Below are 13,492 nucleotides of genomic sequence, written 5' to 3'. Positions count from 1 at the left end.
ATTCGTCCTGGATCCGCTCTGTCAGAAATGTCAGCGCTAACTCAACTATCGAAAAGCTGACCCGAGCGCCCTCTCCAATCTGAGCGCTTTCGCGTGCCTATCGACTGCGAAGCGTGCGCGCCAAATATTGTCACCCGTTTTTGCAAGTATGTTTTTCCGATTCTCGGAGAACCCGTTTCCCTCATCTATGTATAAAATCGGGCGTCGAAGGCTTTTTGGAAAGGACTCGGCCTGGAGGACAATTTCATAAACGCCCGAGCTCAACGAGATCGCGCTGCTAGAATTTTCCTCGCACAAGAGTAACTGCGGATCGCCGCCTGTGATCTCAAAAACGCTCGGGCCATCGGCCAGCGCACAATCATGGATCGGCAACGCTCTTGGACGAGCCGACCAAGCGCCAGCCGCGCGGCGAAATGCCGATGCGCCATCGCTGTCTGAGACAAGCTTCGAAGAATGCAGCACTCCATCAAGGACAAATCCAACCGAAACAAAGTCACATCTGTCGATGATGTAAATTATCTCCAGCCTTAGCAAAGAGATTGCTTCTACGAGCCCACTCAGATCACATTCGACCTCCGGAATAGCGGGAGGCATGCTCCCCGTCGACAGGACGGCGATTTTTTTCTTTTTGACGATCGATCTAAGCTTTTGAACAAACGGCTTCACTTCTGCGTTCAAACTCGGATGTGAAGCAATTACTTTAAAGCGCCTGCTTGTCGCCCCCATTCCGGCCACCCTTATAATACGCCAAGCTAGCGCTCAGGCCGAGGTCACCCTCTGCCCCCTCGCTAGAGCGCTCAACAATCAAATCTATAAAGCGGAGCTTTTTCTCTCGAAAAACACGTAGCCCCCCTGAACTGCAATCGTAGGCACGCAATCAAGAGGACAGACCCTTTCTTCGATCGCGCGTTATAGCCAAGCTAGCCTTCGACCACCAGCGTCTTTAGCGGTGTCGCGGCGACATGGGAAAAAAGTCGCCTCACCGCCGCCTGATCGACGACGTCAGATCCGCCTCGTCCCCCGCCGCATCATCCCGACGCGGCGGCAGCGGCGTATCCGGCACGTTGATCGGCCCGAGCGAATCTCCGCCCTCATAGGCGGCCGCGGGCGGCTTGCCGGTCGTGTCGTTATCCGTCTCTTCGCCCATGATCGGCCTGGCGTTTTGCAGCGCGACGAGGGGCGATTGATCAGGCGGCGGCAGCGTTTCCTGCGGCGCGGGCTTGCAGATGGAGCGCCCGGAGCGGCCATGCTGCGCGAGATCGACATGGATATGGTTGTAGTGGAAGGCGTTGGAGCCCGGCGACAGCACCGTGGAGAAATGCTCGCAGGAGCCGCGATGCACGTCCATCAGGAAGGCGCGCGCCTGCTCGTCGCCACGCCACCAGTCGCGCACCAGCGTGATCTGGCGGCCGTCCTCCAGCACGAATCCGCCAATGTCCAGCGCATTACCGAAGGAATGCTCGGACAGCTGCGCGCCGCGCTGATTGTTCATGCCGCGGCAGGCGTAGGAGCCCATGGAGTCGATGCGCACGACGCGCTGGCCGAAGCGCGCCTGCGCGGCGGGCTGCACCGTGTCCGCGACCCATGTCTCGAGCTCGGCGACCATCGGGCAATCGAGCGTCGCCGTCGAATTGAACGCCACGGCGCCATTTTGCAGCGCCGCCACCTTGAAGGGTTTCGTCATCCCGCAAATGCCGGGGCCTTCCAGCTCATTCGCGAGCGCGATCCATTCGGAGGGGCGCACGCGCTTTTGCGCGATGCAGGCGTTCTCGGCCTGCGCGCGCCAGGCGGGGCGCTGCGGCTTGAACGGCGACGAGCAACTCGCCAGCGTCACGGCGAGCAGGAGCAGGAGGTATGGGACGCGGCCGAACATGCCGCGCAGGATGCCGAACGTCCCGTTAACCGGCGGTCGAAAAGTTTAGTTAATTACAAAATATTATGCGGCTGTATCCGCCCTGCTCCATAAAGAAGTGTGGCCGGCGCGGGGCCGGCCGCTCGTCTCAAAAGATTCGTGGCCGGCGCAGGGTCGGCCACGGGGAGGACGCTTTTTGCGCCTTACTCACGCATTGCCCTTGCGGGCGCGCATGAAACTCTCGAACTCTTCCTTGTCCTTGGCGCGGCGCAGCTCGGCGATGTGCTCGGAGAACTCGCGCTCCGCCTCGGCGAGCTTGCGGCGCTCTTCCTCGAGCCGGGCGAGTTCGCCCTCGCGCCATTCGTCGAAGGCGACATTGCCGGTCGAGCGCATGAAGGACGGTCCCGCCCAGCCACGCCCGCTCTCGCGCGCCGCGTCGCCAAAGGCGTCCCGCACCTTCGCGCCCTGCTCGGCGGCGAAGGAGAAGAGATCGCCCTGATAGCCGAAGCTCCGGCCCCACAGCTTCATGAGCAGCAGGGCAAGGCCGATCGGCCAGAAGATGAAGAAGCCGATGACGACGGCCGCGACTTCGAACGGCCTCCAATGCGCGCATCCGCCGTGGCGTCCCCAGCCATGGTCCCCCCAGGGGGAGGAGGACATTCGGGCATTCCGATCGCAGCTCATGTTTGGCTCCATTTGGCGCTCGGCCGCGGTTTCCCGGCGGCCGATGTGAATGTTATAGACATTAACATCGAAATCCGCAAGGAGCGGGGGCGAGACCGGGGATCTGCGTCCCCGGCCCGCCGCATATCGGGGACGCGCGCCCGCCTTTCAAGAAGGGTCGGGCTCGCAGCTCAAAATCCAGGTGCGGTCGCAGAAGGCGACATAAATGCGCTCCTGCCCCAGCGCCTGCCCAAGCTCGACCGCCAGTTCATTGAGCATCGCCTCGATCTCGTCGTCCGGCAGATGGCCGAGATAGGCGTGCACAGCCTGGCCCGAGAAGATCGCGACCGGCTCGCGGTCCGAGCCCACCGTCCCGTCGGCCTTGGGCCAGGCGTAGGTGACCTCGGCGCGCGCGGCCATGCCGGAGAGGGCGGGCTTGCCTTCCTCCACCCGGCGCCGCATCCAGCGCCGCGCCGTGCGCACCGCTTCCGAAACGTCATAGACCCGCCCCTCAGGGTCCCACCCCTCGCGCAGCCCGATCGTGATGCGAAAATCGCGGCGCGGGCCGCAGGAGCCGGGGACGAGGCGGTAGGATTTCGCGTCGCTCATGCAGGGGAAGGTAAGGCGGGTGGAGGGGATGGGGAATTGTGTATTTGCTCGCAAGACTGTTGTGGCTGCATCTCCCCCCACCCCTGCCCCTCCCCGCCACTTCGTGGGGGGGAGGGAGGAACGGCGCTTTTCCGGATCACGACAAAGCGGCGTCAAGTCTCCCGGTGGCGAGCTGAGGGCGGCGCGACGCCCCCTTACTCTGGGAGAGGTTCCACGGTCACGCGCCCGTCGCGATCTTGTAGAGCACGAAAATCATTGCGCCGTAAAAGCTGGTCGCCATGGCCGTCGCAAGAAGCTGCACGACGGCGCCTTCGAGATCGAAATCGCGGGACATATCCGCCTCCTTTGTTTGGTTGACCCGAAGCTAGCGGAGGCGGGCGAAGCCGGATGTGCGCCAGCGCATCATCCTGGCGGAAGGGCGTAATGCGTCTCCTATGCGTCGGAGCCGCGCAGAAACTCGGATGTCTTTTCGAGGCCCGCGACGAGCACGTCGCGGTTATTGGCATAGCCGATCCGCAGATAGCCCTCGCAATCCATCGCGCTGCCGGGCACGAACATCACGCCTGTCTTTTCAAGAAGCGCGACACAAAAATCCCAGGACGGCCTCTTCGTATCGACGCGCACAAAGGCCGTCGTGCCGGACTTCGGTTTGACATAGGAAAGGCGCGGCTCCTTTGCGATCCACGCGTCGAGCAGCGCGAGATTGCAGCGCAAAATGCCGTGATTACGTTTCAAGATCGCATCTCGGTTCTCGAGCGCGATCGAGGCCAAAAGGTCGTTCAACATTCCGACGCTGATCGTGTTGTAGTCGCGATGCGTCTGCACGCGGTGAAGCAGGTCGGTCGGCGCGACGATCCAGCCGAGGCGCAGCCCCGCGAGCGACCATGTCTTCGACATGCTGCCCGTGCTGATGCCTTTCTCATAAAGGTCCGCGATTGACGCGGTGAAGCCGTCGCCCTGCTGATCGGCGCCGCGATAGACCTCGTCGCACAACACATAAGCCCCGCAGCCGCGCGCGATCTGTGCGATCTCTTCGAGCATGGCGCGATCGATCAACGATCCGGTCGGGTTGTTGGGATTGTTGATCGCGATCACGCGCGTTCCGGGCGCGACCATCCGCTTCAATTCGTCGAGGTCGGGAAGAAACGCGTTCTCTTCGCGCAGGCGCAGAATGTCGACTTTTGCGCCATAGCTCTCGGGGATGGAATAATGCTGCTGATAGGTCGGCAGCACGGAAATCACGTGGTCGCCCGGTTCGACCAGCGTTTCATAGACGAGCGCATTGGCGCTGATCGCGCCATGCGTGATCAGCACGTTCGAGGCGCGCTGCTTCTCGTAGAGCGACGCCACATTGCTGCGCAGCCGCTCCGTGCCGTCGATCGCGCCATAGGTCAGCTTCATGGGCAGGATCTCGCCGAGCAGCGCGTCCTCCTTGCCCGCGATCCGCAGCAACTCGCCGACCGTCAGCGGCTCGACGCAGGTTTCCGCGAGGTTGAGCGTGGCGTGGTCCTCGTAGAGATACATCCAGCGCTCGACGCCGAATTCCCGGATGTGCATGAGTTCTATCCTCGTATCGAAGCTACGCAGCGATTGGCGACGGTCCAGCATAATGGTCTGGGCGGAACAGGGAAATCGGAGGCGTCGCCGCCTTCGACCGGGGGGCGTGGAAGCGCCCCCTTTCGTCATGCCCGCGCCGTGGATGACCGGAACAAGCCCGGCCATGACGGAGCGTTAGAGCAGATGCTAAACAGGAATGACTGCCACAACGGAAAGCCCATGCCCCTCCCCCCGCCCGCCTACTTCACTCCCGGCCTCGACGCCGATCCCGAGCTCGCCGCCGCCGTCAATGGCGAGCTTGCGCGCCAGCGCGACGGCATTGAGCTGATCGCTTCGGAAAACATCGTGTCGAGCCTCGTTCTCGCGGCGCAGGGCTCGGTGCTCACCAACAAGACCGTCGAGGGCGCCGCCTATGCGCGCTATTATGGCGGCGCGGAATTCGCCGACGCCATCGAGGCCCTTGCCATCGAACGGGCGAAAAAACTCTTCGATTGCCGCTTCGGGAACGTTCAGCCGCATTCGGGCTCCAACGCCAACGCCGGCGTGTTTCTGGGGCTGCTGAAGCTCGGCGACGCCATTCTCTCCATGAATGTCGCGGCGGGCGGGCATATCAGTCATGGCCATCCCGCGACGCTCACCGGGCGCGATTACAGCATCACGCATTACGGCGTGAACCGCGAGAGCGAGCTGATCGACCTCGACGAGGTGCGCGACCTTGCCCTTGCTTCGCGTCCGAAGATGATCGTCGCGGGAGGCTCGGCCTATCCGCGCGCGATCGACTTTGCGGGGCTGCGCGCGATCGCCGACGAAGTTGGGGCGCACCTCCTCGTCGATATGGCGCATTTTGCGGGGCTCGTCGCGACGGGGCTTTATCCGCATCCCTTCCCGCACGCCCATATCGTGACGACGACGACCTATAAATCGCTGCGCGGCGCGCGCGGCGGCATGGTCTTGTGGAACGACGCAACGCTCTCCTCGCGCATCAACGCCGGCATATTTCCCGGCGTGCAGGGCTCGGTGATGCTGCACGCCGTCGCCGGCAAGGCGGCGTGTCTCTTCGAAGCGCTGCGGCCCGATTTTAGCGCCTATAACGCGGCCGTGCTGGCGAACGCCCGCGCGCTCGCCGCGACGCTCGCCAATCACGGCCTGCGCATCGTGACGGGCGGCACGGATATGGGGCTGATGCTCGTCGATCTGTCCTCAACCGGCGTCACAGGCGACGTCGCGGCCAAGGCGCTGGAGACGGCCGGGCTTGCGGTGAACAAGAACATGATCCCCTTCGATCCGCGCCCGCCCGAGGCGCCCTCGGGCCTGCGGCTGTCGAGCAACGCCGGAACGACGCGCGGTTTCGGCTTGTCGGAATTCGAGAGAATAGGCGACTGGATCGCCCGCATTATCCGCCATCCGTCCGATATGGCGGCAATCAAGGCGACGCGCGAAGAAGTGCTGGCGCTGTGCAGGTCTTTTCCTATTTACTAGGGGCTCACAAATTGCGGCGGTCATGGCTCCAGAATTCACGGCGCGCTTCGTTCAGTCGCTCGACAAGGTCGATGCGGCCGCATGGGACGCCTGCGCCAATCCGCCGACGCTCTCGGACGAAGAAGGCGAGCGCTTCAATCCCTTCGTCGCGCACGCCTTCCTGAGCGCGCTGGAGCGCTCGGGCTCGGTCGGGCCGCGCACGGGCTGGTCTCCGGTTCACGTGCTGGTGGAACAGGGCGAGCGCCTCGTCGCCTGCGCCCCCGCTTATCTCAAGACGCACAGCCTCGGCGAATATGTCTTCGACCAGAGCTGGGCGCAGGCCTATGAGCGCGCCGGCGGCGCCTATTATCCGAAGGTGCAGGTCGCGGCGCCTTTTACGCCCGTCACGGGCCGACGCCTCCTCGTCGCGACAGACGCGCCAGAGGGCGCGCGCGGGGCTTTGATCGCGGCGCTTCGTGGACTCCGCAAGGCGGCGCAAGCGTCTTCGATCCATGTCACCTACCCGACGCAAGCCGAGGCCGAAGCGCTGCGCGATTCCGGCTTCACGCTGCGCGCGGGCGAGCAGTTTCATTTTCTCAACGAAGGCTATGCGAGCTTCGACGATTTTCTAAACGCGCTCTCGTCGCGCAAGCGCAAGAGCGTGAAGCGCGAGAGGCGCGAGGCGCTCGGCGAGGATATCTCAATCGAACGTCTCGCCGGCGCCGATATCAAAGCCCATCACTGGGACGCGTTCTTCGCCTTTTATATGGACACCGGCGCGCGCAAATGGGGCCGCCCCTATCTCAGCCGCGCTTTCTTCGATCTGATCGGCGCGGCGATGGCGGATCGCATATTGCTCGTCATGGCGAAGCAGGACGCGAACTACGTCGCGGGCGCCATCAACTTTCTTGGCGACGACGCGATCTACGGCCGTAATTGGGGGGCGCTGATCGAGCGGCCCTTCCTGCATTTCGAGGTCTGCTACTATCAGGCGATCGACTATGCGATCCGCCATGGCTACAAGCGCGTCGAAGCGGGCGCGCAGGGCGAGCACAAGCTCGCGCGCGGCTATCGCCCGGTCGTCACATGGTCGGCGCATGATTTCGCAGACCCCGGCTTTCACGCGGCCATCTCGGACTATTGCCGGCGCGAGTGCGTTGCGGTCGGGGAGATGATCGCCGAGCAGGAAGCCGCCCTGCCCTTTCGAAAAAATGAACAGGAGGAAACGACATGACCGACGCGCCCCGCCCGCCTTTGCCGCCCTTCACCCGCGAGACCGCGATCCAGAAAGTGCGCATGGCGGAAGACGCCTGGAACATGCGCGATCCCGAGCGCGTCTCGCTCGCCTACACGGTCGACTCGCGCTGGCGCAATCGCGCCGAGTTTCCGGTTGGCCGCGCCCAGATCGTCGAATTTCTCAAGCGCAAATGGGCGCGCGAACTCGACTACCGGCTCATCAAGGAATTATGGGCCTTCGCCGAGAACCGCATCGCCGTGCGCTTCGCCTATGAGTTTCACGACGACGCCGGAAACTGGTTCCGCTCTTACGGCAACGAGAATTGGGAGTTCGACGAGAACGGGCTGATGAGGCTGCGCTACGCCAGCATCAACGATCTGCCGATCAAGGAGAGCGAGCGCAAATATCATTGGCCGCAAGGCCCGCGTCCTGCCGACCATCCGGGGCTTTCCGATCTCGGCCTTTAACAGGAGCTTCAACCATGTCCACGGTTCGCCTTTTGAGCGACGACGAGCTTTCGCCGCAAGCGCGCGAGGTCTTCGCGGACATACGCGCGACGCGCGGCAGCGACTTCGTCAATAATTTCTGGCGCGCGCTGGCGCATGATCCCGCGACGCTGAAACGCACATGGGAGAGCGTGAAGGCGGTGATGGCGCCGGGCGCGCTGGACCCGAAAGTAAAGGAGATGATCTATATCGCCGTCTCCGTCGCGCATGGCTGCCCCTATTGCATCCACTCGCACACGGCCGGTGCGCGGGCGAAGGGCATGACGGAGGCCGAATATGGCGAGCTTCTCGCGGTCATCGGCATGGCGTCCGAAACGAACCGCCTCGTCACGGCGCTGGGCGTGCCGATCGACGAGGCGTTCGAGGTCGCGTGATTTTCAGCGCGATTCCTTTAGCGCCGAATAGGGAATGACCGACCATTCGGGATTGTCGCAAACCCGCATGGCGCGCGCGAAGGAGGCGCCGACATAGACGCCCTTCTCGGTGAGGCGCCAGGCGGGGAAGCTCCACACCTCGGCGTCCGAATAATTGCAGTCGTCCTCCCCCTTGGGCGCCTTCATCTCCTTCGGATAGAAGCGCTTGAGCAGGGCGACGACGCCCGGCGCAAAGGTCTTGGACCGATAGTCGAGCCAGGCGTCGGAGTCCTTTTTCGGAACCGGCGCCTTGCCGAATTTCAGCAAGTCGTCGAGTTCCATCTCCTTGCCCGTCTTCGCGTCGAAGCTGTGTCCCTCCATCCCGAAATCGGGATGCGCCGCGCCGGCGCAACTCCACGACTCCTCGATCGCGAAGCTCACATGGGCGTCGGAAAGATAGGGCTTGCCGACTTCCGCATTTTCGAGGCCCGAGCCGCCTTCCATCCCCGGGCAACTGAAATATTCCGAGACATTGGCCCACTGGATGCGCGCGAGCGCCTTGTTGATCGCCTCCATGACCGGCGCGTCATAGCCGCTTTCGATGCGGAACAGGCGGGCGCCGCTTGTGGGCTCGAGATACCAGCGCAGATCGCGCCCCGCGACGGTCTCCGTCTTTTGCGGCTTCAGCGCCAGACCGGAGAGGCGAATCCTTTCATAGAGACTGATCCCATCGCCAGCGTCTGCCGGGGCGTTGCGCGCCGCCTCGGGGCCGACAGGGTGGAGATGCACGGGCAGGGTCTTGCCCTTGGCGGTCGTCAGGCTGCCTGTATAGCCTGCGCCGTCCGGCTTGAGGCTGAGCTTGTCGCCGGTGATGAAAGCCTCGAGCTGGATGACGCCCTTCTTCGTCTCGCCGCTGAGGTCGATGTCGAATCGCTGGCTACGATAAAAATAATTGCCGGAGAAAGAATCGTCCGGGCCCTCCAGCGACATGACGATCGGCGCGGAGCCGACGACGCCTTCATAGACCTTGGCCGCAGGCGCGCCCTCCGTCGCCATGGCTTTGCCGAGCAGCAATCCCGGCGCGAGGAAGAGAATGGCGAATGCTATGCGAGACATGAAGAAACTCCAGGGAAACGCCCAGATTGCAAGCGCCTCGCGGCGTCAGTGCTTCTTGCGATAGTCGCCGGTGAATTCGCAGGAAGCGCCGTGGAAATCCATGCACGCATCCGCGTCGACCCGCACGCCCTTGAGGGTCCGGCGGATTTCGAACACGCATGAACTGCCTTCCGATTTCGCCTGCGCCTTGAGAAGGTCGCCATCCGCCGCGCCGCGCGCGTCCATCGAGCCCGTGCAGCCAGGCGTTCCGACCAGGGCGTCGATATCGAAACTGCCGTCCTTGCGCTTCGTGATCGTCAGTTCCTGCGAATAATGCCGGTCTCCGCCCACATAGCGGCCGGCGAAAGCGGCCGGCGCCTTGGCGTTGGGGCCAAGCGCGGGCGGCTGCAATTCGGGCTCGGCGCCCGGGAGGCGGCAATAATCGGGGAACTTCTTCGCAAGCGTGTTTCGCGCCTGCGCGTCGCCCGCCATCGCCTTGCCGACGAGTTGGCCGCAGGGCGACTGCGGATCGCGCATATAGGATTCCCTGGCGTTGTCATAGCAATCGTCGCACAGACCCATGCCGTCGAGACGCTTGCCCACCTGCTGAAAGGTCAACGCCGTCGCAGGATCGCCTGCGGCGAGGCGATCAAGATCGTAGCTCTTGACAGGATTCTTCGGGTCGGCGCCCCAGGCGGCCGCGCCGATGCGGCAATTGGTCAGACGCACTCCCTCGACCTTGGCGCCGCCCGCGACGATATGAGCCTCGAAGCAATTATCGCGCGCGCAATACCAGTCCTGGCCCTTTTCGTCGACGACATACCATCCGAAATCGCTGCGACGCTCTCCCTGCTTCATCATGAGCGCAGGATTTTCACGGGCATGCGCGTCGCGCGACGCGACGCCCTCGCAAATAAATTCGCTCGCGCTCGACGCGCCCGCGCTCATCATGAGCGCCATCGCGACGTGAACGGCTTGCTTCGACTTCATGGCGCGCCCCCTGCCCCACAGTGCTTTGCGTCTTCATGCCCGGATCATGCGCGCTCCAGCATGCGTTTGCTTTGCGCCTGCGCACAAGCATCGCCGGCCTCGCCCCTGCCTGCGCCATGGGGGGGGGAACAAACCGCGCCGCGCGCGGATTTAACGGCCTCTCGGGCCGCGCAGGCGCGCAGCCCCGACTTATTCGGTGGAGGCGCGGCCGATGGGGCGCTGGCTCATTTCCGCTCTGGCGCTCGTCATCGGCTTCTGCTTCGGGCAATTCGCAGGAGCGCCGGCAAGCGTCTCCCGAACCGCGGAAATCGAAGCCATTCTGCGCGGCGTTCGCCTGCCGGAAGGCTTTTCGATCTCGCTCTATGCGCTCGCGCCAGGGGCCCGGACGATCGCCGTCGGTCCCCGAGGCGACGCGATTTTCATCGGCACTGGGGCGGAGAACAAGATTTACGCGCTCACGCCCGGGCAGGTCCGCGCTGCTTCCGTCGCGGCGATGCCGATCCCGACCCGGCTCGATCTGCCGCACGGGCTCTGTTTCTCGCCGGACGGCGCGCTCTACGTCGCCGAACGCAATCGCATCGTCGCGATCCCCCGTGCGGAAACGCAGTGGCGTCGGCCGAAGGTCGTCACCGTCGTGAAGCAGGGCGACCTCATTCCCTCATCCGAGGAGGGCGGCGGCCATACGATGCGCGTCTGCCGAATCGGCTGGGATGAAAAGCTCTATGTCTCTCTCGGCCAGCCCTATGACGTGACGCCGCGCGGCAAGCTCGCTCTCTACGACCGCATCGGCATTGGCGGCGTCCTGCGCATGAATCTCGACGGCTCGGGGCGCGAAGTGTTTGCGCGGGGCGTCCGCAATTCGGTCGGCATGGATTTCAATCCGGCGGACGGTTCGCTCTGGTTCACAGACAATCAGTCGAACGAGATGGGCGAGGACACGCCGCCCGGCGAGATGAATCGCGCCGACCGCGCGGGCCTTCACTTCGGCTTCCCGTGGTTCGGCGGCGGCCACGCCCGCACGCCCGACTATGCCGGCGAGACCCCGCCGGCGGAGGTCGTCTTTCCGGAAATCGAGGAAACCCCGCACGCCGCCGATCTCGGCATGGCCTTCTACACGGGGACCGCCTTTCCGAAAAAATATCGCGGCGGCGTCTTCTCGGCGCAGCATGGCTCGGTCGCCCGCAAGGAGCCCGTCGGCGCGCGGATCATGTTCACGCGGCCCGGCCCAGGCGGCAGAGGCGGCGCGAGCGAGGTTTTCGCGGAAGGCTGGAACCGGGGAGCCATGCCCTATCTTGGCCGCCCGGTCGACGTGGCGCAGGCCCCCGACGGCGCGCTCCTCGTAACCGACGACCAGAACGGCGCCGTCTATCGGATCGCCTATGGGCGAACCATGGTGGCCCGCCGATGATTGTATCCAAATTAGCTACAGTTGGGACCAATCTGCGCTCATTGTAATTTTCTCTTCGCCGATCATCTCTCGCGCAGGCTTGTATTTCCAAAAGAGGGCCAGACATGCAGATGGCGATCAGACGGGCCGAAGAGCGGGGCGCGGCCAATTTCGGCTGGCTCGACAGCCGGCACAGCTTCTCCTTCGGCCATTATTTCGATCCCGCGCACATGGGCTTCGGCCCCTTGCGCGTGATCAACGAGGACCGCGTGGCGCCCGGCGGCGGCTTTCCCACCCACCCGCATCGCGACATGGAGATCATCTCCTATGTCCTCGACGGCGCGCTGGCGCATAAGGATAGCTTGGGCACGGGCTCGATCATCCGGCCCGGCGACGTGCAGCGCATGACGGCCGGAACGGGCGTCCGCCACAGCGAATACAACGCCTCGGACACGGAGCCGGTGCATTTCCTGCAGATATGGATCTTGCCCGAGCGCGAAGGCCTTGCGCCCGGCTATGAGCAGAAGCGCTTCGAGGCGCAGGAGAAGCGCGGCCGCCTGCGCCTCATCGCCTCGCGAAACGCCCGCGACGGCGCGGTTGCCGTCCATCGCGACGTCGATCTCTACGCCACGCTGCTCGCGCCGGGCGAAAGCGTCGCCCATGCGCTCGCGCCCGGACGCGCCGCCTGGGTGCAGGTCGCGCGCGGCGAGATCGCGGTGAATGGCGAAGCGCTCGCGGCGGGCGACGGCGTCGCGGTGAGCGACGGCGCGGAGATCCGGCTCGAGGCGCGCGCGGACGCCGAGGCGCTCGTCTTCGACATGGCGATGTAAGCGCCGCAGCTAAGACGGATTGACGGCGGCGCGGGGATTTTCAAATCTCCGCGCCGGCGACGGGGCGCCTGCTTTTCCCCGCAAGGGGAGCCCGAAGGTGAACGAGCCGACCTCGCTTTATTTCGGGCAGGACGCCGAAGGATACCGCGCCTTCCGTCCGCAATATCCTGCTGCGCTCTACGAGTGGCTGGCGCAGGCCGCGCCGTCCCGCTCGCTCGCCTGGGACTGCGGGACCGGCAGCGGCCTCGCCGCATCGGGCCTCGCGGAACATTTCGACCGCGTCGTCGCCACCGACCCGGACCCGCGGCAACTCGCGGCGGCGCCGAGGCGCGCGAATATCGACTACCGCCTCGCCCCTGCCGAAGCCGATCTCGGCCTTGCGGGAAAGGTCGATCTCATCGCCTGCGCCTGCTCGGTCCACTGGTTCGATCTGCCGCGCTTCTACGCCCGCGCCGGCGAGGCGCTGAAGCCCGGCGGCGTCATCGCTGTCTGGACCTATGACTGGCCCTGGACGGGCTCGCCGCCGCTCGACGCGGCGCTGGAGGCGCTCAGGACCGAGATTCTCGGCCCCTTCTGGGACGACAACGCCCGCTATTATTTCAGCGGCTATGCGGCGCTCCCCTTCCCCTTCGAGGAGACTGAAGCGCCCCTGTTCCGCTCGCCGATCGCCGCCACCTGCGAGGACCTCGTGAATTTCCTGCGCACATGGTCGGCGGTGACGAAATATCGCGCGCGCCATGGCGTCGATCCGCTGGCGATCATGGCGCCGGTACTCGCCAGAGCCTGGGAGGCGAACCCGCCCGACTCGCCGCTCTGCGTCCCGCTGCATATGCGGTGCGGAAAGGTCTAGGGGAGCCTCGATCGGCTCCTTCGCCCCCGTCTGACCGGCGTCGTTAATTTCCGGTGAACGTCGCCGCCAAGGTTAATCCTTCTTTAACCAAAACGTCCGATTTAA

At 64.4% G+C, this 13,492-nt stretch carries 14 protein-coding genes; 7 read left to right on the top strand and 7 right to left on the bottom strand.

Annotated elements, in window-relative coordinates:
* Positions 1–45: 45 nt before the first annotated feature.
* From ACPFMJ_RS16585 to ACPFMJ_RS16565, 5 genes are all read right to left on the bottom strand, one after another.
* Complete coding sequence (locus ACPFMJ_RS16585) at positions 46–726, bottom strand: hypothetical protein (RefSeq protein WP_424361037.1); 681 nt, start codon at positions 724–726, stop codon at positions 46–48.
* A gap of 253 nt (positions 727–979) precedes the next feature.
* Positions 980–1,873 carry an extensin family protein gene (locus tag ACPFMJ_RS16580; RefSeq protein ID WP_424361036.1) on the bottom strand — a complete coding sequence of 298 codons (894 nt, stop codon included), beginning with the start codon at positions 1,871–1,873 and terminating at the stop codon, positions 980–982.
* A 186-nt stretch (positions 1,874–2,059) separates the two neighbouring features.
* Positions 2,060–2,512 carry a DUF2852 domain-containing protein gene (locus tag ACPFMJ_RS16575; protein WP_424361035.1) on the bottom strand — a complete coding sequence of 151 codons (453 nt, stop codon included), beginning with the start codon at positions 2,510–2,512 and terminating at the stop codon, positions 2,060–2,062.
* A 171-nt stretch (positions 2,513–2,683) separates the two neighbouring features.
* The gene (locus ACPFMJ_RS16570) at positions 2,684–3,124 is read right to left on the bottom strand and encodes a hypothetical protein (RefSeq protein ID WP_424361034.1); all 441 of its coding nucleotides are present in this window, start codon (positions 3,122–3,124) and stop codon (positions 2,684–2,686) included.
* A 432-nt stretch (positions 3,125–3,556) separates the two neighbouring features.
* Complete coding sequence (locus ACPFMJ_RS16565) at positions 3,557–4,681, bottom strand: aminotransferase (protein WP_424361033.1); 1,125 nt, start codon at positions 4,679–4,681, stop codon at positions 3,557–3,559.
* Positions 4,682–4,900: 219 nt separating this feature from the next.
* On the opposite strand from ACPFMJ_RS16565, the gene glyA reads away from it, so the two are divergent.
* The 4 genes from glyA to ACPFMJ_RS16545 are packed head-to-tail and all read left to right on the top strand — an operon-like array spanning position 4,901 to position 8,256.
* Positions 4,901–6,160: a serine hydroxymethyltransferase gene (gene glyA, locus ACPFMJ_RS16560; protein WP_424361032.1), complete on the top strand. Its 1,260-nt coding sequence runs from the start codon at positions 4,901–4,903 to the stop codon at positions 6,158–6,160.
* Positions 6,161–6,182: 22 nt separating this feature from the next.
* Positions 6,183–7,373, top strand: coding sequence for a GNAT family N-acetyltransferase (locus ACPFMJ_RS16555; RefSeq protein ID WP_424361031.1), 1,191 nt, complete (start codon positions 6,183–6,185; stop codon positions 7,371–7,373).
* Positions 7,370–7,843: a DUF1348 family protein gene (locus ACPFMJ_RS16550; protein ID WP_424361030.1), complete on the top strand. Its 474-nt coding sequence runs from the start codon at positions 7,370–7,372 to the stop codon at positions 7,841–7,843. Before ACPFMJ_RS16555 ends, ACPFMJ_RS16550 begins: the two co-directional genes overlap by 4 nt.
* A gap of 14 nt (positions 7,844–7,857) precedes the next feature.
* Complete coding sequence (locus ACPFMJ_RS16545) at positions 7,858–8,256, top strand: carboxymuconolactone decarboxylase family protein (RefSeq protein ID WP_424361029.1); 399 nt, start codon at positions 7,858–7,860, stop codon at positions 8,254–8,256.
* 3 nt (positions 8,257–8,259) lie between these two features.
* Here ACPFMJ_RS16545 and ACPFMJ_RS16540 read toward each other — a convergent pair whose 3' ends face one another.
* Together ACPFMJ_RS16540 and ACPFMJ_RS16535 are read right to left on the bottom strand one after the other, a co-directional pair.
* Positions 8,260–9,351 (bottom strand): hypothetical protein, encoded by a 1,092-nt coding sequence (locus ACPFMJ_RS16540; RefSeq protein ID WP_424361028.1) that lies wholly within the window; start codon positions 9,349–9,351, stop codon positions 8,260–8,262.
* A gap of 45 nt (positions 9,352–9,396) precedes the next feature.
* On the bottom strand, positions 9,397–10,320 hold the full coding sequence (locus ACPFMJ_RS16535) for a hypothetical protein (RefSeq protein ID WP_424361027.1): 924 nt from the start codon (positions 10,318–10,320) through the stop codon (positions 9,397–9,399).
* Positions 10,321–10,531: 211 nt separating this feature from the next.
* Here ACPFMJ_RS16535 and ACPFMJ_RS16530 point away from each other — a divergent pair, with 211 nt between their 5' ends.
* The 3 genes from ACPFMJ_RS16530 to ACPFMJ_RS16520 all read left to right on the top strand — a co-directional run bounded on the left by ACPFMJ_RS16530 (position 10,532) and on the right by ACPFMJ_RS16520 (position 13,387).
* A complete protein-coding gene (locus tag ACPFMJ_RS16530; protein WP_424361026.1) occupies positions 10,532–11,728 on the top strand; it encodes a PQQ-dependent sugar dehydrogenase in 1,197 nt (398 codons plus the stop codon).
* A gap of 104 nt (positions 11,729–11,832) precedes the next feature.
* Positions 11,833–12,537 carry a pirin family protein gene (locus ACPFMJ_RS16525; RefSeq protein WP_424361025.1) on the top strand — a complete coding sequence of 235 codons (705 nt, stop codon included), beginning with the start codon at positions 11,833–11,835 and terminating at the stop codon, positions 12,535–12,537.
* A gap of 97 nt (positions 12,538–12,634) precedes the next feature.
* Positions 12,635–13,387 carry a class I SAM-dependent methyltransferase gene (locus ACPFMJ_RS16520; RefSeq protein WP_424361024.1) on the top strand — a complete coding sequence of 251 codons (753 nt, stop codon included), beginning with the start codon at positions 12,635–12,637 and terminating at the stop codon, positions 13,385–13,387.
* Positions 13,388–13,492 lie beyond the last annotated feature (105 nt).

Source organism: Methylocystis parvus (assembly GCF_049675845.1).
Lineage (GTDB): Bacteria > Pseudomonadota > Alphaproteobacteria > Rhizobiales > Beijerinckiaceae > Methylocystis > Methylocystis parvus_A.
This window is presented reverse-complemented; position numbering and strand designations above follow the sequence as displayed.

Excerpts from the sequence above, each read along its gene's own strand:
- ACPFMJ_RS16585 (WP_424361037.1), bottom strand. The coding sequence starts at position 726 with ATGGGGGCGACAAGCAGGCGCTTTAAAGTAATTGCTTCACATCCGAGT.
- ACPFMJ_RS16580 (WP_424361036.1), bottom strand. The coding sequence starts at position 1,873 with ATGTTCGGCCGCGTCCCATACCTCCTGCTCCTGCTCGCCGTGACGCTG.
- ACPFMJ_RS16575 (WP_424361035.1), bottom strand. The coding sequence starts at position 2,512 with ATGTCCTCCTCCCCCTGGGGGGACCATGGCTGGGGACGCCACGGCGGA.
- ACPFMJ_RS16570 (WP_424361034.1), bottom strand. The coding sequence starts at position 3,124 with ATGAGCGACGCGAAATCCTACCGCCTCGTCCCCGGCTCCTGCGGCCCG.
- ACPFMJ_RS16565 (WP_424361033.1), bottom strand. The coding sequence starts at position 4,681 with ATGCACATCCGGGAATTCGGCGTCGAGCGCTGGATGTATCTCTACGAG.
- glyA (WP_424361032.1), top strand. The coding sequence starts at position 4,901 with ATGCCCCTCCCCCCGCCCGCCTACTTCACTCCCGGCCTCGACGCCGAT.
- ACPFMJ_RS16555 (WP_424361031.1), top strand. The coding sequence starts at position 6,183 with ATGGCTCCAGAATTCACGGCGCGCTTCGTTCAGTCGCTCGACAAGGTC.
- ACPFMJ_RS16550 (WP_424361030.1), top strand. The coding sequence starts at position 7,370 with ATGACCGACGCGCCCCGCCCGCCTTTGCCGCCCTTCACCCGCGAGACC.
- ACPFMJ_RS16545 (WP_424361029.1), top strand. The coding sequence starts at position 7,858 with ATGTCCACGGTTCGCCTTTTGAGCGACGACGAGCTTTCGCCGCAAGCG.
- ACPFMJ_RS16540 (WP_424361028.1), bottom strand. The coding sequence starts at position 9,351 with ATGTCTCGCATAGCATTCGCCATTCTCTTCCTCGCGCCGGGATTGCTG.
- ACPFMJ_RS16535 (WP_424361027.1), bottom strand. The coding sequence starts at position 10,320 with ATGAAGTCGAAGCAAGCCGTTCACGTCGCGATGGCGCTCATGATGAGC.
- ACPFMJ_RS16530 (WP_424361026.1), top strand. The coding sequence starts at position 10,532 with ATGGGGCGCTGGCTCATTTCCGCTCTGGCGCTCGTCATCGGCTTCTGC.
- ACPFMJ_RS16525 (WP_424361025.1), top strand. The coding sequence starts at position 11,833 with ATGCAGATGGCGATCAGACGGGCCGAAGAGCGGGGCGCGGCCAATTTC.